Consider the following 19194-nt stretch of genomic DNA (forward strand, 5'->3'; position numbering starts at 1 on the left):
CGGTCAGAACAGATGGATGATGCCGGCATAGGCCCCCTGCTGGTTTGCCCCCGCGCGCGGCATGGTGTCCGGCGAGGCCTCGACCGAAAACGTGGCGTTGCGCGAGTTGAACACCGAGGCGACGGTGCCATACAGCGCGGTGCGCTTCGACAAGTCATACTTTGCTCCCACTGTGACAAGCGTGCCATGCCCGCCGCCCCGGTTCAGGGTAGCGTAGTAGACACCCGACAGCAGCGTCAGTGCCGGCAGCACGCGGTAGTTCGCGCCCACCCACGCCATCTGGCTGCGCGTGGCGGCATACGGGTTCTCCGGCGTGGCCACGGTGCCGGCCCACGACACGGTCAGGTTGTAGCCGGCAAACAGGCGCAGGTCATTGACCGCATAGCTGCCGCCGAGCGTGTACTGGCGCGAGCTGGCGTACAGGTTGTCCATGCGGCCCCGGCCATCGCGCAGTTCTTCGTAGATGCCGGTCAGGCTGAGGTTGCCCTGCGCGTACTTGATGGCCGCGCTCAGTTGCCTGCCGCTGCGCAGGCTGCCCGCGACGCCGTCGCTGCCCGCCTGCGCACGCACGCTCAGCCCGCGCCACGCGGGCGAGTTGTAGGTCACGGCATTGGGGCGCGAGCCCCAGTTGCGGCCATAGACCAGCGTGGCGATCGAACTGGCCTGCAGCCCCATCGGATCGATCGCGCCGCTCTCGTCGTCGCTCAGGCTCATGGCCCGGCCCAGCAGCAGCGTGCCCCAGTCGGTGCCGGCCAGGCCCACCTGCGCGCGGCGTCCGAACAACGGATCGGAACGGCCGGTGCCCGAGGTGACCATGCCCTCGAGGTTGAACACGCCGCGCAGGCCGCCGCCGAGGTCCTCGCTGCCGCGCAGGCCCCAGAAGCTGACGCCGTACTGGTTGCTGCCGAAGCGCAGGGTGTCGGCGTCGCCGCCGCGGCGGGCGATGCCGTTGACATAGTCAAGGCCGGCCACCGCGCGGCCGTACAGGGTGATGCCGGTGCCGGCGGCCTGCGCGCAGGCGCTGCCGGCCGACGCCGCGAGCAGCGTCGTCAATGCAATGCGTTTCACGATCCATGGCTCCTGGATAGGCAATCGGTAGCCACCGGCGCGGCGGTCATGGCTGCCGCCGTCGCGTTCTGGCCGGTGGGGAATCGACCGCAGCGGCACGGCTGCGGCGGCGGGGTTCAGTCAGGCCGGGCCTGCAGGGCATGCCGGAGCGCGGCGGCGTAGCCGTCTGCCGCATGGCCGAAGGCGATATGCGCGATGTCGTCGCCGGTCCACATCAGCGGGCTGCCTGCGAGGCGCCCCGCATGCACCCGGGCGCGCTCGCGCACCACCACGCGCAGCCGCGTCAGCGCCACCACGCTGACCGCGGCGATATTGGCGGCGCCGCCGAGCGCTTCGATCCACCAGCCGGGATCGAAGCCATCGGCTCCTGCCCCGGCGGCGGGCGCGGCCTGCTCCAGCACCGCGCGGATGTCGCCCGCGACCTGCTCGGCCTGCGGGCCGATCACCACCTGCACCACGTTGGGGGCGCGCTTGAGCACGCCGCGCACGCCCAGAGCCCTGAGCCGCGGCTCGGACACCGCGCCGATATCGGCCACGTTCAGCCGCAGGCGTGTGGTGCAGGCATCGACCACGACCAGGTTGGCGGCCCCGCCCAGCGCCTCGACATAGCGTTGCGCCACGCTACCCGCGGCCGGCTGCGGCGCGTCGCCGGCGGGCGCCACGGGCGCGGCCTCGTCGCGGCCCGGCGTCGGCAGGTTGAAGCGGCGGATGAAGAAGCGGAACAGGCCGTAGTAGACCAGCGCATAAGCCAGCCCCAGCGGCAGCGCCAGCCAGCCGCGGCTGGACAGGCCGTAGGCCAGCACGTAGTCGATCGCGCCCGCCGAGAAGGTGAAGCCCAGCCGGATGTCGAGCAGGTGGCACAGCGCCATCGACAGGCCGGTCATCATCGCGTGCAGGCCGTACAGCAGCGGCGCCAGGAACATGAAGCTGAACTCGATCGGCTCGGTGATGCCGGTCAGGAACGAGGTCAGCGCCATCGAGAACAGCATGCCGCCCACCAGCGCACGCCGCTGTGGCGGGGTCTCGTGGTACATCGCCAGGCAGGCCGCGGGCAGGCCGAACATCATCACCGGGAAGAAGCCGGTCATGAACACGCCCGCGCCGGGATCGCCGGCAAAATAGCGGTGCAGGTCGCCGGCCACCGCCGCGCCGGTGGCCGGGTCGGCATAGTTGCCGAACACGAACCACGCCAGCGTATTGATCAGGTGGTGCAGCCCGGTCACCAGCAGCAGCCGGTTCAGCAGCCCGAACACGAACGCGCCGGCCGGGCCCGCGGTGGTCAGCCAGGCGCCGGCGACGTTGATGGCTGTCTGCACCGGCGCCCAGGCGTGGGCCAGTACGATGCCGAGCAGCAGGCAGGCCAGTGCGGTGACGATGGGCACGAAGCGCTTGCCGGCAAAGAAGCCCAGGTAGGGCGGCAGCGCGACGCCGCGGTAGCGGTTGTAGAGGCCGCCTGCGAGCGCGCCGGCGACGATGCCGGCCAGCACGCCCATGTCGAGCGACTTGTCGACGGTCTTCATCACCGTGGTCAGCACCAGGTAGCCGATGGCGCCGGCCAGCGCCGCGGCGCCATTGTGGTCGCGCGCAAAGCCCACCGCCACGCCGATGGCGAACAGCAGCGCCAGGTTGGCGAAGACGGCGTTGCCGGCCTCGGCCATCACCGTGATGCCGAACACATCGGGCTGGCCCAGGCGCAGCAGCAGGCCCGCCACCGGCAGCACGGCGATCGGCAGCATCAGCGTGGCGCCCAGGCGTTGCATCCTGGGCAACAGGTCGATCTTCATTGGCGTTCTCCTCGAAGATGGTGCGCGCACAGCGCGCGTGGGTCGGGCGCGGCGTTCAGGCCGGCCAGTAGCGCCGGCACGCCGCGCGCACCGCCGCGGCCGAAGGCAGCCGCAGCAGTCCGGGCGCGCGCTGGCGGCAGTCGGCATGCGCAAGCGCGCGCACCCGCGCCTTGGTGGCGGGCACCAGCGCGGCGTCGACCGACAGCTCGGTCACGCCCAGCCCCAGCAGTACCGGCACCGCCTGCGGATCGCCGGCGAGCGCGCCGCACACCCCGACCCTGCGCCCGTGGCGCGCGGCGCCCTCGACAGTGGCGGCAACCATGCGCAGCACCGCGGGATGCAGCGCGTCCATGCGCGCCGCCAGTTCCGGCTGGCAGCGGTCCATGGCCAGCGTGTACTGGCTCAGGTCGTTGGTGCCGATCGAGAAAAAATCGGCGTGCTCGGCCAGCTGGTCGGCCAGCAGCGCAGCGGCCGGCACTTCGATCATCACGCCCACCTCGATGCCGGCATCGGCACCAGCTTCAGCCGCCAGCGCGCGGATGCGCGCGCGCCAGTGCAGCAGCTCGCCGACCTCGCAGACCATCGGCAGCAGGATGCGCAGCGGCGCCCGCGCGCGCACCGCCAGCAGCCCGCGCAGCTGGTCGTCAAGCAGTTGCGGGCAGACCTGCGCCACACGCACGCCGCGCAAGCCCAGCGCGGGGTTGTCCTCGGCCGGCAGGCGCAGCCAGGGGGCGTCCTTGTCGCCGCCGAGATCCAGCGTGCGCACGGTCACGCTGCGGCCATCCAGCGCGTCGGCGATGGCCTGGCAGCGGGCGGTGTGGTCGGCGGCGCTGGGCGCGGCGGCGCCATGCAGGAACAGCAGCTCGGTGCGCAGCAGGCCGACCGCGTCGGCGCCCTGCGCGACCGCATGGCGGGCGTCGTCGACGCTGCCGATGTTGGCCGCGACCTCAACGCGCACGCCGTCGCGCGTGCTGGCCGCCGCGTGCGCGGCGCGCAGCTCGGCCTGGCGCTGCCGCGCGCGCAGGCTGATCGTGCCGGCGGCGGCGGCCAGCCGGTCGGCATCGGGGCTGGCGTGCAGGCGCGCGTGGTCGCCGTCGGCAATGACCTGCGTGCCATCGGGCAGCCGCTCCAGCGCGCTGCCAAGCGCCACCAGGCACGGAATGCCGAGCTGGCGCGCCATGATGGCGGCGTGCGAGGTGGGACCACCCCGCACCATCACCAGCGCGGCCACGCGCTTGCGGTCCAGCCCGGCCAGGTCCGATGGCGTGAATTCATCGGCGGCGAGCACCACCGGTTGCGCGCCTTGCACCAGGGCCGCGTCGGCAGCCTGCTCCACGCGCGCCAGCGCACGCAGCACGCGCTTGCCCACGTCGAGCAGGTCGGCGGCCCGGTCGGCGGCGCGGCGGTCGCTCACGGCGGACAACGCCGCGGCTTCGGCGCGGGTGGCCTCGCGCCATGCGAAGCCCGCGCTTTTGCCGCGGTCGATCAGGGCGTCGGCGGCCGCGAGCAGCGCCGGATCTGCCAGCAGCGCACGGTGCATGGCAAAGACGCCGGCCTCCGCGCTGGCGCCGCATTCGCCGGCGACTGCGCTGTCGTGCGCCAGGCGGGCGTCGGCCGCTGCCAGTGCCGCACGCAGCGCGGCGCGCTCGGCGGCCGCGCCCTGGCCGCGCTCGTCCGGCTCCGGCGCCGCCTCGCGCCACCAGTGCAGCGGGCCGATGGCGACGCCGGCCGCGGCGGCCACGCCGGCGATGCAGCCGGGCGGAAGCTCGCCCGGCGCAGCCGGTGCCGGTGCCGGTGGCGCACCGACGGGGAACACCGCGTGTTCTTCGCCGGCATCGGTGCGCTGCAGCTCGCGCGCCACCGCTTCCAGCGCGGCGCCGGCGTCGCGCCCGCTGGCGGCCAGTTCCACCGTGGCGCCTTCGTCGGCGGCCAGCGCCAGCAGCGCCACCAGGCTTGCCAGGCTGGCCTGGCGGCCACCGTAGTGCAGCGTCACCGTGGCCTCCAGCCCTTGCAGGGCGGCGCGGGCGCGCGCGGCCGGACGGGCATGCAGGCCGCCGGCACAGGTCAGCGTGACCGTGCGCCGCATCGTGGCCGCGTCGTCGCTGTCGGCATGGTGGGCACGGTCGGCACGGTCGGCAATATCAGCGGATGGCGCTGGCGCCGCGGTTTGTGCCAGGTCGGCTGTCCGCACCTGCAGCACCGCGGGGCCGCCGGCCTCGGCCAGGCCGGCATCGGCGCGCGCGGCGACGGCGAAGGCATTGCCGTTGGCCACCACCATCACCGTCACCAGGCTGCGCGCCTGGCACGCCACGCGCTCGACCTCGAAGCGGATCAGCGGGTCGCCCCGGCGCACCGCCGCCCCCTGCGCCACACACGGCGCAAAGCCGTCGCCGCGCAGCGACACGGTATCGATGCCCACGTGCAACAGCACCTGCGCGCCGCAGGGCGCCTGCAAGGTCAGCGCATGGCCGGTCGCGGCCAGGTGCAGCACGACGCCGTCGCAAGGCGCCAGCAGGGTGTCGCTCAGCGGATCGATGGCGACGCCGTCGCCGAACAAACCTCCGGCAAAGACCGGGTCCGGCACTGCCGCGAGAGGCAGCAGCACGCCGCGCAACGGAGCGTGCAGCAACAGGGTTTCGCTCGTCTCAGCCATTCTGCTTCCAGGATTCGCTGCGGCCAGTGCGGGATGCGGCGGCGCCAGCGTGAGGGGAAAGATAAACGGCTCAAGACAACAAGCATACCAGTGTAAACCACTAAGATTTAAAGGTATTAAATTGGCATGCAATGAGCGCGCGACGGCAGTATCACATGCATGCCACCGGGCAAAGTTTGATCCAACACATAGGTTGCTTGGGAATGGCATTTTCCGACCGGCCTGCCACGCCCGTGCGCCGTACTGGTGCCTCAACCTTTGCCATACCAATTGGCGGAAATGCTCCGCATGACGTACGCGTTACCCGCTCCGCACAATTTCCCCGCGCGGGCGTGCAGATGTCCTAAAGTGGTATCATCAGCACCTGATTTGGTACCTATGAGGAGTCGCATGGATCAACGGCTGCAGGCCCTCCGGCCGGATGAGGCGGACGCCACGCCGATCTACCTGCAGGTGGCGCGCAAGCTCACCGCCGCGATCCAGGCGGGGCAATGGCGCGTGGGCGATGCGCTGCCGTCGGAGCGCACGCTGGTCGATTCGCTGGGGATTTCGCGTGTCACTGCGCGCCACGCGCTGCAGGTGCTGGCCGAGGAAGGCACCATCACGCGCAACCGCGGCGCGGGCACCTTTATCGCCCCTCGCCCCGAACCCAGGCCGGCGCGGCTGGACAACTTCAGCGAACTGGCGCGCCGGCGCGGCATGACGCCGGCGAGCGAGCTGGTGGCGTTCGAGCGCCGCTGCGCCACAGCGCAGGAAGCCGCGGAACTGGCCCTGCCCGAGGGCGACGAGATCGTCAGGCTGACGCGGCTGCGCAAGGCTGACGGACAGATCTACTGGATGGATGTGACCACGCTGGCGCTGGCGGTGCTGCCCGACGCCAGCGCCATCGGCGAATCGCTCTACGCCTATCTGGAACGAATCGGCAAGCCGGTGCTGCGCGTCACCGAGACCCTGCGCGCGGTCGTCGCCAACGCGGAGCTGGCCGCGCGCCTGGGGATCGCGCCGGGCGAGCCGCTGCTGCATATCCGCCGCACCGGCTACACCCATGGCGACAAGCCGGTCGAACTGACCGACGCGTACTGCCTGAACGACTTCTACGAGCTCAAGCAATAGCGCCCGGCGGCGCCGGCCACGGGCGGCTCCACCGGCGGCGGGGGCGGGTCTTCCTCTGGCGGCAACGGCAGGTCGGGGGGCACGCCCGGCGGCGCTGGCTCTTCCACCGGGGGCACGGTATGGCGCGGCTGCAGGCGCGCACCGGCGAGGGGGTTCAGCGAGGCGGGCATGCGCGGTCTCCGTGGCGGGGTTTCCTCCTCATTGAAGCAAACCCCGCCCGCACGCGCCAGTGCGGATGCCGCCCCGCTCAGGCGTGCTGGCGGCGCACGAAGAACAGCGCCGCGCCCACCGCCATCAGCACGCTGCCGAAAAACCGGTTCTGCCACAGCACCGCGCGCGCATTGCGGAACAACCCCTGCATGCGCGACGCCAGCAGCGCATAGCCATGCATCACCACCAGGTCGACGCCGCACATGGTGGCGGCCAGGATCGCCAGCTGCGGCGCCAGCGCCCGGTTCGGGTCGATGAACTGCGGCAGCACCGCAACCATGAAGATGATGCCCTTGGGGTTGGTCACATTGGTCAGCAAGCCGGTGGCAAAGCGCCGGCGCCGGCTCATCACGGCCACGCGCGCGGGGCCGCCGTCCTGCGCGGCATCCACCTCCACCCGGGCGCGCCATTGCTGGATGCCGAGATAGATCAGGTACAGCGCGCCGATGGTCTTGACCACCATGAAGGCCTGCTCCGAGGCCAGCAGCAGCGCCCCCAGCCCGCCGCCGGCCACCAGCAGCACGATCACCAGCCCGGCCTGCAGGCCGAAGATGGTGGTGGTGGTCCTGCGCAGCCCGTACGACAGGCCATGGCTCATCGACAGCACCGCGCCCGATCCCGGCGACACGGCGATCACCCAGCACGCGGCGAAATAGGCCAACCAGACTTCCCAACGCATTGAAATTCTCCTTTGACGGCAACCATGCCCGGCAGCGCACTGCCCGGGGCACCTGTGATTCGCTGCGGCGCCGCGGCGCCGATGCGAATCAGAGCGGGTGGAACCCGCCCAGGAACTGCTCCACCTGCTCGGCCTGGCGCGCGTCGCGCGCGGCCGCGCCGGATTCCAGCACCACCGCCTGGAACACGCGCGTGCCCACCGCCACCAGCCGCGCGCTGAGCCGGCGCGGCGACTGGTCCTGCGGCGACACGCCGCTGGCCTGCACTTCCAGCCCGGCCAGCGGGCGGCCCGGCCGGTCCGCGCTCATGATGGTGACCGGCCGCGTGCGCGGCGCGCCCGACAGCGTGCCCAAGTTGGCCAGCAGGCCGGCCTGCATCGCCACCAGGGCCTCGCGCCGCAGCGCTTCATCGTCGGCGGGCAGCGTGACCACGCCCACGGCGAAGAGGGTGTCGTCGACGCGCGCCGCTTCCATCGTCATCGGCAGCTTGCGCCCGGCAATGGTCACGTCGCGCGCGGCGCTGGTGGGCTTGCCGGGATAGAGCGCGGCATAGCCGCCCTCGCCCGACTGGATGGTGCGCCAGTCATAGCGCGGCGAACAGGCGCACAGGGCCAGCGCGAGCAGCGCGGCGCAGCACGTCCGGGACCAGCGGGGCGCGGCAGGTTGGCTCAGCGGGGGCGGCACGGAACGCATGAAGAATCGGGGCGGAACGGCATGGGCGGGATCGGCGCGCGCGGCGCGATGCCGGCGCGCGGAAACCGGTATTATCCCGGAAGCGGCGCGCCAGTGCTTGCGGCGCCGCCTCCGCCGCACCAACCTCCGCCATGCCCGCCTCCTGCCCCGCCCGACCCGCCCGACCCGCCCGACCCGCCCGACCCGCCCGACTCGCCTTAGCCAGCACGCGACTGCCCTGGCTTGCCGCGGGCGCGCTGCTGGCCGCCGTGGCCGGCGTTTTTGGCGTCCCGGCCGCTGCCAGCCCGCCCCACCTGCCGCCGGCGACCGACCTCGCCGCCCACGGCGCCGACGCGGCGCGCCGCGGCGAACCGCTGGTGGTGCTGGTATCGATGCCGGGCTGCGGCTATTGCGACGCGGTGCGCCGCAACTACCTGGGACCGCAGGCCGCCGCCGGCGAGATCGCGGTGCGCGAACTCGACATGACCGCCGACACCCCGCTGCGCGCTGCAGATGGCAGCCTGACCACGGCCCGCGCCTGGGCCCGGGCGCACCAGGTCAAGGTGGCGCCCACGGTGCTGTTCCTGGACCGCCAGGGCCACGCCGCCGCGAGCCCGCTGCGCGGCATGCAGCCCGACTTCTACGGCGCCTACCTGGAACAGGCGCTGGCGCAGGCCCGCGCCGCCGTCGCCGCGCGCAAGTGACGCAAGCGCGGCGGCGGATTGCCGCAAGGCGGTTCCGCACAGCGCGCGAACGCCTGCCGCATTAGAATGTCCCACTGCTGACCGAACCTGCCGAGCCGCCTTCCCATGACCACGACCCCTGCCCCCAAGACCTCCCGCAAGCCCTGGCCCATCGTCGCCGCCGTGGTGGTACTGGCATTGCTGGGATGGTTCGGCTACCGCGCGCTGTCGCCGTCCGGTACCGCGCCGGCCGCCACCTTCACGCTGCTGTCCGGTGAAAAGGTCAGCACCGCCGACCTCAAGGGCAAGGTCTACCTGGTCAACTTCTGGGCCACCAGCTGCGCCACCTGCATCAAGGAAATGCCGGACATGGTCAAGACCTACGAGCAGTTCAAGGGCAAGGGGCTGGAGTTCGTCGCGGTGGCAATGAACTATGACCCGCCGATGTACGTGATGAACTTCGCCCAGACGCGCGGGCTGCCGTTCAAGGTGGCGATGGACACCGACGGCAGCGCGGCCAAGGCCTTCGGCAACGTGGGCCTGACGCCGACCACCTTCGTGATCGACAAGGAGGGCCGCATCCTCAAGCGCTACGTCGGCGAGCCCGAGTGGGACGCGCTGCACAAGCTGCTCGACGGCGCGCTGGCAAAGTCCGCGTAATACCGGCCGCAATACCGGCCGCAATACCCGGCGCTGCCAACAGACGATAAAAGGTGCTCATCGAGCACCTTTTTTTGTGGGATGGCGCGATCCTGCGCGTAGCGGGTTGCGCAGGCGGGCTGTATGGATATACAGTTGGCGCCAGTCTTTCCAAGCCCTTCCGCCCGCCCCGCCCGTGACCCTGGACCTTGCCCCCGCCACCGCAGCCACCGCAGCTGACGCCGAAGCGCTCCCCGCCTACCTGTCGCGGCTCAATCCGGAGCAGCGTGCCGCGGTCGAGCACGGCAGCGAGTCGCCGCTGCTGATCATTGCCGGCGCCGGCTCGGGCAAGACCAATACCCTGGCGCACCGGGTCGCCCACCTGGTGCTGGGCGGCGCCGATCCGCGCCGCATCCTGCTGCTGACATTCTCGCGCCGCGCGGCCGCGGAGATGGGACGGCGCGTCGAGCGCATCGTCGACCAGGCGCTCGGCACCAGTACCGGCGCGGGGCGCGCGGCGCTGCAGTGGTCCGGCACCTTCCACGCCATCGGCGCGCGGCTGCTGCGCGAATATGCCGAGACCCTGGGCCTGTCGCCAGCCTTCACCATCAGCGACCGCGGCGACGCCGCCGACCTGATGCATGTGGTGCGCCACGACCTGGGCCTGTCCGAGACCGCCAGCCGCTTCCCGAAGAAGGAAACCTGCCTGTCGATCTATTCGCGCGTGGTCAACACCCAGGCGCCGCTGGCAGACGTGCTCAGGCAGCAGTTCCCGCGCTATGCGATGTGGGCCGACGCGCTGCGCACGCTGTTCGCCGGCTACGTCGAGGCCAAGCAGAAGCAGCACGTGCTCGACTACGACGACCTGCTGCTGTACTGGGCGCAGGCCATGGCCGAGCCCGCCATCGCGCAGGACATGGGCGCGCGCTTCGACCATATCCTGGTCGACGAATACCAGGACACCAACGCGCTGCAGGCGTCGATCCTGCTGGCGCTGCGTCCCGATGGCCGCGGCCTGACCGTGGTCGGCGACGACGCGCAGTCGATCTATGCCTTCCGCGGCGCCACCGTGCGCAATATCCTGGATTTTCCCGCGCAGTTCACGCCGGCGGCGCAGCAGGTCACGCTGTCGCAGAACTACCGCTCGACGCAGCCGATCCTGCAGGCCGCCAACGCGGTGATCGGGCTTGCGGCCGAACGCTATACCAAGGACCTGTGGTCCGAGCGCCAGTCGGCCGAAAAGCCCGGCATCATCGTCGTCAACGACGAGGCCGACCAGGCCCGCTACGTGGTCGAGCAGGTGCTGGCGCGGCGCGAGGCCGGCCTGGCGCTGATGGCGCAGGCGGTGCTGTTCCGCGCCGCCGACCACAGCGCGCAGCTGGAGATCGAGCTGGCGCGGCGCAATATCCCGTTCGTGAAGTTCGGCGGCCTCAAGTTCCTGGAATCGACCCACGTCAAGGATGTGCTGGCGGTGGTGCGCTGGCTCGAGAACCCGCGCGACCGCATGGCGGGCTTCCGCACGCTGCAGCTGCTGCCCGGCATCGGCCCCAAGACCGCGGCACGCGTGCTCGATGCCATGGCGCTGGCGACCGAGCCGCTGTTCGCACTGCAGGAATTCGAGCCGCCGCCGGCCGCCGCGCCCGCGTGGGCCGAGCTGCTGGCGCTGGCACGCGCGCTGATGGCGCCGACGTCGCCGTGGCCATCGGAATTCGAGCAGGTGCTGGCCTGGTACACGCCGCACCTGGAACGCCTGCACGACGATGCCCCCGCGCGCCAGGCCGACCTGCAGCAACTGGAGCGCATCGCCGCCACCTACGGCGCGCGCGAGCGCTTCCTGACCGAGCTGACGCTGGACCCGCCCAGTGCCTCGAGCGATGAATCCGGCGTGCCCTCGCGCGACGAGGATTACCTGATCCTGTCGACCATCCATTCGGCCAAGGGCCAGGAGTGGAAGGCGGTGTACGTGCTGAATGCCGTCGACGGCTGCATGCCGAGCGACCTGGCCACGGGCACCACCGAAGAGATCGAGGAAGAGCGGCGGCTGCTGTATGTGGCGATGACGCGGGCCAAGGACCACCTCGACGTGATCGTGCCGCAGCGCTTCTACGTGCACCAGCAGGTGGGATTCGGCGACCGCCATGTATATGCGTCGCGCACGCGGTTCATACCGAACCGGGTGATGCCGAACTTCTACAGCCGCTCGTGGCCGCCGCCGATGCCGGGGGAAGGCGCGGTGAAGCCGGCGCTGGCGCCGGTGGACCTGGCGGGGCGGATGCGGAATATGTGGCGGTGAGGCTCGCGAAGTTCGCGCACCTGCCGGTTTTCTCCCCTCTCCCGCAAGCTGTATGGACCGGGGACATGGGTAACACATGTGCCAGGACATGGGTAACAGTCCAGTCTCCAGTTTAATTGGCCTCCTGTAGGTCTATTGTGGCCACCTTCTGATGGCAGAAGTAGACATCAAAGGTGCCGTCCAAATCCACGCGAGGGCGCAGCGCTACGGGCGTTCCGACCAAGGCTCGTCCGACCCGGAACGTCTTTCCTCGGAAGCAGATGCGCCCGCCGTCGCCTACCTTTCGCACGATGTCATCGCTGCCGTACTCGATAGGCGGGAGCTCGCGCGGCATCGTCCGTGGACTAGGCGCATAGCGGCTTGCGGGTGTCTCCATATCCAGGGCGTGGTGTGGGCGCTTGAAGTTGTACACGTGGCGCCAATGGCTGAAGTGATGCTGCGCATCGTCCAGATCCCGGAAGCGCTGGTTGGCCAACAGCTCTGCCTGCATGGTTCGATGGAAGCGCTCGTCCTTACCGTTGGTCTGCGGATGGCGAGGTCGGCTATGACTGAGCCGCACCCCCAGGCGGATCAGCCAAGCACCCAACGTGGTAAGTGCACGGGGCACTGGAGAACCCCAGGGCGGGCCGTTGTCTGCATTGATGCGCTCGGGCAGCCCATAGCGCGCAAAAGCCTTCTCTAACGCTTCCTGTACGGATTCAAACTGTTCGTTGCCCAAGGCCCTGAGCAGCACATTGAACCGGGAGTGATCGTCCAAGACCGTGAGTGGGTGGCACCGCTGCGTGTCGGTAGCGAAGTGGCCTTTAAAGTCAATTTGCCATAGTGCATTGGGCCGGTCGTGCTCGAAGCGCTGCCAGGCTGTAGCGGCCGAGCTGGCGGCCGGATCGATCAAGCCATGGCGGCGCAGCACCCAATTGACTGTGCTCGGGGCGATTTGGACGCAGTGGTCACGCTCCAGTACGCGTGCGATCTTGCGGGCGCCCCAGGCCGAATGTTCGGCTCGGATCGCTAGCACGCCCTCTTCGACGGCAGCTGGAGTTCGGCCGGGAGAGCTATGTGGCCGCCGAGTTCGGTCGTCCAGATCCTCTCGGTTCAACCACTTGTAACCGGTCTTGCGACTGATGCAGAAGCGGCGGCAAAGCTCCGCAATATTGGCGTCCGCCTGGCGTGCCAGGCGGACGAACTCTTCTCTTTGCTGCTTCACGGTGTTTTGGCTCCAGGGCAACGTTGTCCTCCCGCTGACTAAGCGGGAAAAGTGTTACCCATGTCCTGGCACACCTGTTACCTATGTCCCCGGTCTATACACTCATGGGGAGAGGGTCGGGGTGAGGGGTGGTCTAGCTAGGTGCCACATCAAGCGGGGCCTGCTGTTTTAACCCACCAGCGTCAGCCTTTGACCCTCCTGCCCTCACCCCGCCCCTCTCCCGCAAGCGGGAGAGGGGAGCAAACCGGCGCGATGCTGGCTGCTTCTCAGAAGCAGACCCCGCGCATCACCCCTCCAGCCGCTTGCCCAGCGCCGCGCGCGCTTCCATCAGCGCTTGCGGCAGGTGGTGCTTCAGCTGCGTGAACAGCTCGTCATGCAGCGCCAGCTCCTTCTGCCAGGCATCGCGGTCGATCGAGGTCACCTGCTCGAACTGCGCCGGCGAGAACTCGACGCCGTTCCAGTTCAGGTCCTGGTATCGCGGCGAGGTGCCGAACACGTGCTCGGCGCCCTGCCCCTTGCCTTCGACGCGGTCGATCATCCACGACAGCACGCGCATGTTCTCGCCGAAGCCCGGCCACACGAAGTTGCCGTCGGCGTCCTTGCGGAACCAGTTGACGCAGTAGATCTTCGGCAGCCTGGCGCCCGCGGCCTCGAGCTTCTTGCCGAGTTCGAGCCAGTGGCCGAAGTAGTCGCTCATGTTGTAGCCGCAGAACGGCAGCATCGCGAACGGGTCGCGGCGCACCACGCCTTGCTGGCCGGCCGCCGCCGCGGTGGTCTCGGAGCCCATGGTGGCGGCCATGTAGACGCCTTCGGTCCAGTTGCGCGCCTCGGTCACCAGCGGCACCGTGGTCGAGCGGCGGCCGCCGAAGATGAACGCATCGATGGGTACGCCGGCCGGGTTGTCCCAGTTGTCGTCGATCGACGGGCATTGCGACGCGGGCGCGGTGAAGCGCGCGTTCGGGTGCGCGGCCTTGGCGCCGGTGGCCTTGGCGATTTCGGGGGTCCAGTCCTTGCCCTGCCAGTCGATCAGGTGCGCGGGCGCTTCCTTGGTCATGCCTTCCCACCACACGTCGCCGTCGTCGGTCAGCGCCACGTTGGTGAAGATGACGTTTTCCTTGAGCGTCGCCATCGCGTTGTAGTTGGTCTTCTCGCTGGTGCCGGGCGCCACGCCGAAGTAGCCGGCTTCCGGGTTGATCGCGTAGAGGCGGCCGTCCTTACCCGGCTTGATCCAGGCGATGTCGTCGCCGATGGTGGTGACCTTCCAGCCCTCGAAACCCTTGGGCGGGATCAGCATGGCGAAGTTGGTCTTGCCGCAGGCCGACGGGAAGGCGGCGGCGACATGGTATTTCTTGCCCTCGGGCGAGGTCACGCCGAGGATCAGCATGTGCTCGGCGAGCCAGCCCTGGTCGCGGCCCATGGTCGAGGCGATACGCAGCGCGAAGCACTTCTTGCCCAGCAGCGCATTGCCGCCATAGCCCGAGCCGAACGACCAGATCTCGCGCGTTTCCGGGAAATGGACGATGTACTTGGTGGGGTTGCACGGCCACGCCACGTCTTGCTCGCCGGCGGCCAGCGGCTTGCCCACGGTGTGCACGCACGGCACGAAGGCGCCGTCGCTGCCCAGCACCTCGTACACGGCCTTGCCCATGCGGGTCATGATACGCATGTTGACCGCCACGTACGGCGAATCGGACAGTTCCACGCCGATATGGGCGATCGGCGAACCCAGCGGCCCCATCGAGAACGGCACCACATACAGGGTGCGGCCGCGCATGCAGCCGTCGAACAGGCCGGCCAGGGTCTGGCGCATCTCGGCCGGCGGGGTCCAGTTGTTGGTCGGGCCGGCATCTTCCTGCTTCTCGGAGCAGATGAAGGTACGGTCTTCGACGCGGGCCACGTCCGACGGGTCCGACAGTGCCAGGAAGGAGTTCTTGCGCTTGGCCGGGTTCAGCCGCTTCATGGTGCCGGCGGCGACCATCTGCTCGCACAGGCGGTCATATTCTTCCTGCGAGCCGTCGCACCAGTAGATATTGTCGGGCTTGGTCAGCGCGGCGATTTCCGCGACCCAGGCAATCAGCTTGGGGTGCTTGACCCAGGCCGGCGCATTGACGGCTGCCGTACCTTGCATCGTGGGGTGGTTCATACTGCAAACTCCAGGTTTGTAAAGGGAAGGAAGGGAAGGAATCCTTGCAAAGCCTGGCCGGCGGGGTTCGTCATGCGTGCCGGGGCCGGAAACCGCCATGCCGCAGTGTCACTGCAGGGACCGCATCGGCAGCGTCACATCCCGTTACAACTCCGCGGCGGCCCGGTTCGCGCAAAAGGTCGCGGCGGTCACGGCGGCTGCGCTACAGTGGCGCTTCGCCCGCGCGGCCGGGCCTGCAGTTGCCGGCCGGGCTTTGTCCGGAGGCAGCCGCGTGACGGGAGCAACGCTCGACCGACAATCCGCGGCGGCACCGGAGCGGGCAAGGATACCACTGGCGCACCCCCCTGTTTTTTGCTGCGCAACAATTGCCGGCGTGGGCTGGCGCGCGATTTGCGCCGTGCCGCGCCAGGGTTGCGGCACGCCGGTGCGGGTTCGCAAACGTTTCACAACAATACTGTCGGGCGGCGCGCGTCTCGGTGGGCGCGCGCACCAACTGGCACACAACGTCCCGAAGATAACCAGGGTTGCCGATGAAGATTGCCGTACTCGACGATTACCAGGATGCCGTGCGCAAGCTGCCTTGCTTCAGCCTGCTGGAGGGGCACGACGTCAAGGTGTTCAACAACACCGTCAAGGGCGTGGGCCAGCTGGCGGCGCGCCTGTCGGACGTGGAAGCCGTGGTGCTGATACGCGAACGCACCCGCATCACGCGCCAACTGCTGGAAAAACTGCCCAAACTTAAGCTGATCAGCCAGACCGGCCGGGTCGGCGCGGGGCCCGGCAGCCATATCGACCTCGATGCCGCCACCGACCGCGGCGTGGCGGTGCTGGAAGGCGTGGGCTCGCCGGTGGCGCCGGCGGAGCTGACCTGGGCCCTGATCATGGCCGCCCAGCGCCGCATTCCGCAGTACGTGGCCAGCCTGAAGCACGGCGCGTGGCAGCAGTCGGGGCTGAAATCGACCACGATGCCGCCCAATTTCGGCCTGGGCCAGGTGCTGCGCGGCCAGACCCTGGGGATCTGGGGCTACGGCAAGATCGGCCGGCTGCTGGCCGGCTATGGCCGCGCCTTCGGCATGAAGGTGCTGGTCTGGGGCCGCGAGGCGTCGCAGCAAGCCGCGCGCGCCGATGGCCTGGAGGTGGCGGCGTCCAAGGAGCAACTGTTCGCCGACAGCGATGTGCTGTCGCTGCACCTGCGCCTGAACGACGACACCCGCGGCATCGTCAAGCAGGCCGACCTGACGGCCATGAAGCCGACCGCGCTGTTCGTCAATACCAGCCGCGCCGAACTGCTGGAAGAAAACGCCCTGGTCACCGCGCTGAACCGCGGCCGCCCCGGCATGGCGGCGGTCGACGTGTTCGAATCCGAGCCGATCCTGCAGGGCCACGCGCTGCTGCGCATGGAAAACTGCATCTGCACGCCGCACCTGGGCTATGTGGAACGCGACAGCTACGAGCTGTATTTCCGCACGGCGTTCCAGAACATCCTCGATGTGCTGGACGGCAAGCACGACTGCATCGTCAATCCGAAGGCGCTGGCGCCGGTGCTGACGCGCTGAAGCGCTTCCATTACTGCGGGTTTGCTCCCCTCTCCCGCTCGCGGGAGAGGGGCCGGGGGAGAGGGCAGGCGCTGGCATACCGACGTGCGTCACGCCGTTGACGCTGCGGCCCTCTCCCCCACCCCTCTCCCACTTCGCGGGAGAGGGGAGCCCGGTTCGCATGGTGTTGGCTGCGGCTGGCGCCGATTTCCCCGCGAACGCGAATTTCCCGAAGCCGCTACACTCGGGACTTCCCTAACCGCCGGCTGCAATGGCCGCGGCAGCCCCTAAGAAAACAAGGCGCCCCCCGCGCCATTCCACTATCCAAGACCGGCATGGACCCCAGGCTCGTGACGCTCTGCGTCGGCAATTTCGTCATCGGCACCGGTGCCATGATCGTGACCGGCATGTTGAACGACATTGCCGGCGATTTCGGGCTGGGCGCGGCCAGCGCCGGGCAGCTGATCTCGGTGTTTGCGCTGGCCACCTGCGTGGGCGCGCCGCTGTTCGCCACGCTGGGCTCGCGCATCGACCGCAGGCTGTTGCTGGCCGGCTCGCTGCTGGTCTATGGGGTGATGCACCTGGCCGCGGCGCTGGCCCCGAGCTTTGCCGCACTGATGGCGATCCGCTTCCTGACCGCGATCGGGGCGGCCATCTATACGCCGCAGACCGCGGCCACGCTGCCGCTGCTGGTCAATGCGCAGACCCGCGGGCGCGCCATCAGCTTCGTGTTCCTGGGCTGGAGCGTCGCCAGCGTGGTGGGCGTGCCGCTGGGGACGTGGATTTCCAGCACGCTGGGCTGGCGCGTCAGCATGGCGCTGGTCGGGGTGATGGCGCTGCTGGTGGCGGCGGCGGTATGGCGCGCGCTGCCGCGCGGGCTGATGGTGCCGCCGGCCGGGCGCGAGGCCTGGGGCGCGGTGCTGCGCCACAAGCCGGTGATGCTGGTGGTGCTGACCACCATGATCTCGTCGGCGGGCATGTTTACGCTGTTTACCTATATCGCGCCGCTGATGCGCGACGTCTATGGCATCAGCGGCGGCGCGCTCAGCCTGATGTTCCTGGCCTACGGTGCCTGCGGGGTGTTCGGCAACGCCATGGCGGCGTCGCGCATGGACCGGGTCACGCCGAGCCGGATCGTGCAGGTGACGCTGCTGACCTCGATCACGGCGATGGTGCTGTGGCCGCTGGCCGGGCTGGGCAGCGTGGCGCTGGTGGCGCTGTTCATGCTGTGGGGCGTGGGCGGCTTTGCCACCAACAGCGCGCAGCAGGCGCGGCTGGTGCTGCTGGCGCCGGAGCGGGCCTCGGTGTCGATCTCGCTGAACTCCTCGTCGATCTACCTGGGGCAGGCCGCCGGTGCCATGGCGGGCGCGGCGATCTATACCCTGGCCGGCCCGGACACGCTGCACTGGGGCGCGGCGGCGCTGATGCTGGCGGCGCTGGCGGTGTCGCAGCGCGCGCGCCTGCTGGGCTGCCGCTGGCAGCCGGCGCACGCGGCGCGGCAGCTCTGATTCCGGTCTGGGGTTCCGGTCTGAAACGGGCGCCGCGATCCCCCGCCGGCGCCTTGTGAGGAACCGCACCAAGCACTTGTCCACAGCCTTATCCGCCCCGTTATCCTCAGGGATATCCGCAGCTTATCCACATCCCTTTCCACAACCACGAAGCGGGGGCGCACGTGAGCGATTCGAGACCTTGGCCGGGCCTTGCGCGCGTGCTGGCGGTCAGCCTGGGCAAGGCCATCCCGCTGGTGGTGGCGGGCGCGGGCACCGAGGCGGTGGTGCTGTCGGGCATCCGCAAGCATCCGGTCAGCACGCTGCTGCATCCGCTGCGGGTCCAGGTGCAGCCACTGGGCCTGGCGGGCGACGAGCAGGGCGACCTGACCGTGCACGGCGGCCTCGACAAGGCGGTCTACGCCTACCCGTCCGAGCACTACGCGTGGTGGAATGCCCGCCGCCGCGCCTGCGCGCAGCCTGACTCCGGCCCGCCGCTGCCCTACGGCGCGATGGGGGAAAACCTGACGCTGGAGGGTTTGCTGGAGTCCGCGCTATGGATCGGCGACCTGGTGCGGGTCGGCACCGCCCTGCTGCGGGTGGAAGCGCCGCGCCAGCCCTGCTACAAGTTCAACGCCGCGCTGGGCTACCGCCACGCGGTGCGCGACATGGTGCAGAGCGGCTACTCCGGGGTCTACCTCAGCGTGGTGCTGAAGGGCGAAGTGCGCGCCGGCGACGCGGTGATTGTGCAGGCCGGACCACGGGAATTGTCGGTCGACAGCGTAAATCAGTGGCGCCGCGATGGCCGGCGGCAGCTTTTCTGATAATGTTTGTCTAACCATACAAGCGCCCCGCTACACACATCTCCGGCCTCCCCTGTGGCCCGGACGGCGTTTGCCGGCGCCGGGCATTACCAGACCCTTGCACCTCTGTAACGGACTGTAATACGCGGCGCTGGCTCCGGCGGGCGAAGCGCGGTACTAGTAGAGTCTTTGCGCGACACGCACCGGCAACATCTGGGCACAACATGCCG

The 19194-nt window shown here is 69.7% G+C and carries 15 protein-coding genes; 7 read left to right on the forward strand and 8 right to left on the reverse strand.

From position 1 onward, the window contains the following. Positions 1-3: 3 nt before the first annotated feature. From LIN44_RS16305 to ptsP, 3 genes are all read right to left on the reverse strand, one after another. Positions 4-1068: a porin gene (locus tag LIN44_RS16305; protein WP_227312952.1), complete on the reverse strand. Its 1065-nt coding sequence runs from the start codon at positions 1066-1068 to the stop codon at positions 4-6. A gap of 116 nt (positions 1069-1184) precedes the next feature. After that, entirely contained in the window at positions 1185-2852 is a 1668-nt protein-coding gene (gene nagE / locus LIN44_RS16310) for an N-acetylglucosamine-specific PTS transporter subunit IIBC (RefSeq protein ID WP_227312953.1), read from the reverse strand. A 55-nt stretch (positions 2853-2907) separates the two neighbouring features. After that, entirely contained in the window at positions 2908-5505 is a 2598-nt protein-coding gene (gene ptsP, locus LIN44_RS16315) for a phosphoenolpyruvate--protein phosphotransferase (RefSeq protein WP_227312954.1), read from the reverse strand. Positions 5506-5895: 390 nt separating this feature from the next. Here ptsP and LIN44_RS16320 point away from each other — a divergent pair, with 390 nt between their 5' ends. Next, positions 5896-6618 carry a GntR family transcriptional regulator gene (locus tag LIN44_RS16320; RefSeq protein ID WP_227312955.1) on the forward strand — a complete coding sequence of 241 codons (723 nt, stop codon included), beginning with the start codon at positions 5896-5898 and terminating at the stop codon, positions 6616-6618. Here LIN44_RS16320 and LIN44_RS16325 read toward each other — a convergent pair. From LIN44_RS16325 to LIN44_RS16335, 3 genes are all read right to left on the reverse strand, one after another. Further along, a complete protein-coding gene (locus LIN44_RS16325) occupies positions 6600-6788 on the reverse strand; it encodes a hypothetical protein (RefSeq protein ID WP_227312956.1) in 189 nt (62 codons plus the stop codon). The two genes, LIN44_RS16320 and LIN44_RS16325, sit on opposite strands and share 19 nt — an antisense overlap. Before the next feature lie 77 nt (positions 6789-6865). Continuing rightward, on the reverse strand, positions 6866-7507 hold the full coding sequence (locus tag LIN44_RS16330; protein WP_227312957.1) for a LysE family transporter: 642 nt from the start codon (positions 7505-7507) through the stop codon (positions 6866-6868). Positions 7508-7595: 88 nt separating this feature from the next. Continuing rightward, positions 7596-8198, reverse strand: coding sequence for a hypothetical protein (locus LIN44_RS16335; RefSeq protein ID WP_227312958.1), 603 nt, complete (start codon positions 8196-8198; stop codon positions 7596-7598). Positions 8199-8446: 248 nt separating this feature from the next. Here LIN44_RS16335 and LIN44_RS16340 point away from each other — a divergent pair, with 248 nt between their 5' ends. The 3 genes from LIN44_RS16340 to LIN44_RS16350 all read left to right on the forward strand — a co-directional run bounded on the left by LIN44_RS16340 (position 8447) and on the right by LIN44_RS16350 (position 11792). Then, a complete protein-coding gene (locus LIN44_RS16340) occupies positions 8447-8881 on the forward strand; it encodes a thioredoxin fold domain-containing protein (RefSeq protein WP_227312959.1) in 435 nt (144 codons plus the stop codon). A 105-nt stretch (positions 8882-8986) separates the two neighbouring features. After that, complete coding sequence (locus LIN44_RS16345; protein ID WP_227312960.1) at positions 8987-9520, forward strand: TlpA disulfide reductase family protein; 534 nt, start codon at positions 8987-8989, stop codon at positions 9518-9520. Between the two features lie 175 nt (positions 9521-9695). Then, complete coding sequence (locus LIN44_RS16350; RefSeq protein ID WP_227312961.1) at positions 9696-11792, forward strand: ATP-dependent helicase; 2097 nt, start codon at positions 9696-9698, stop codon at positions 11790-11792. Between the two features lie 112 nt (positions 11793-11904). On the opposite strand, the gene LIN44_RS16355 is transcribed toward LIN44_RS16350, so the two are convergent. After that, the gene (locus LIN44_RS16355) at positions 11905-13017 is read right to left on the reverse strand and encodes an IS481 family transposase (RefSeq protein ID WP_227312018.1); all 1113 of its coding nucleotides are present in this window, start codon (positions 13015-13017) and stop codon (positions 11905-11907) included. A gap of 265 nt (positions 13018-13282) precedes the next feature. After that, on the reverse strand, positions 13283-15139 hold the full coding sequence (locus LIN44_RS16360; protein WP_227312962.1) for a phosphoenolpyruvate carboxykinase (GTP): 1857 nt from the start codon (positions 15137-15139) through the stop codon (positions 13283-13285). 530 nt (positions 15140-15669) lie between these two features. On the opposite strand from LIN44_RS16360, the gene LIN44_RS16365 reads away from it, so the two are divergent. The 3 genes from LIN44_RS16365 to LIN44_RS16375 all read left to right on the forward strand — a co-directional run bounded on the left by LIN44_RS16365 (position 15670) and on the right by LIN44_RS16375 (position 18985). Continuing rightward, the gene (locus tag LIN44_RS16365; protein WP_227312963.1) at positions 15670-16695 is read left to right on the forward strand and encodes a D-2-hydroxyacid dehydrogenase family protein; all 1026 of its coding nucleotides are present in this window, start codon (positions 15670-15672) and stop codon (positions 16693-16695) included. A 314-nt stretch (positions 16696-17009) separates the two neighbouring features. Continuing rightward, a complete protein-coding gene (locus tag LIN44_RS16370; RefSeq protein ID WP_227312964.1) occupies positions 17010-18182 on the forward strand; it encodes an MFS transporter in 1173 nt (390 codons plus the stop codon). A gap of 164 nt (positions 18183-18346) precedes the next feature. Further along, positions 18347-18985 carry an MOSC domain-containing protein gene (locus tag LIN44_RS16375; RefSeq protein ID WP_227312965.1) on the forward strand — a complete coding sequence of 213 codons (639 nt, stop codon included), beginning with the start codon at positions 18347-18349 and terminating at the stop codon, positions 18983-18985. Positions 18986-19194 lie beyond the last annotated feature (209 nt).

The organism is Cupriavidus sp. MP-37, from assembly GCF_020618415.1.
Classification (GTDB): Bacteria; Pseudomonadota; Gammaproteobacteria; order Burkholderiales; family Burkholderiaceae; genus Cupriavidus.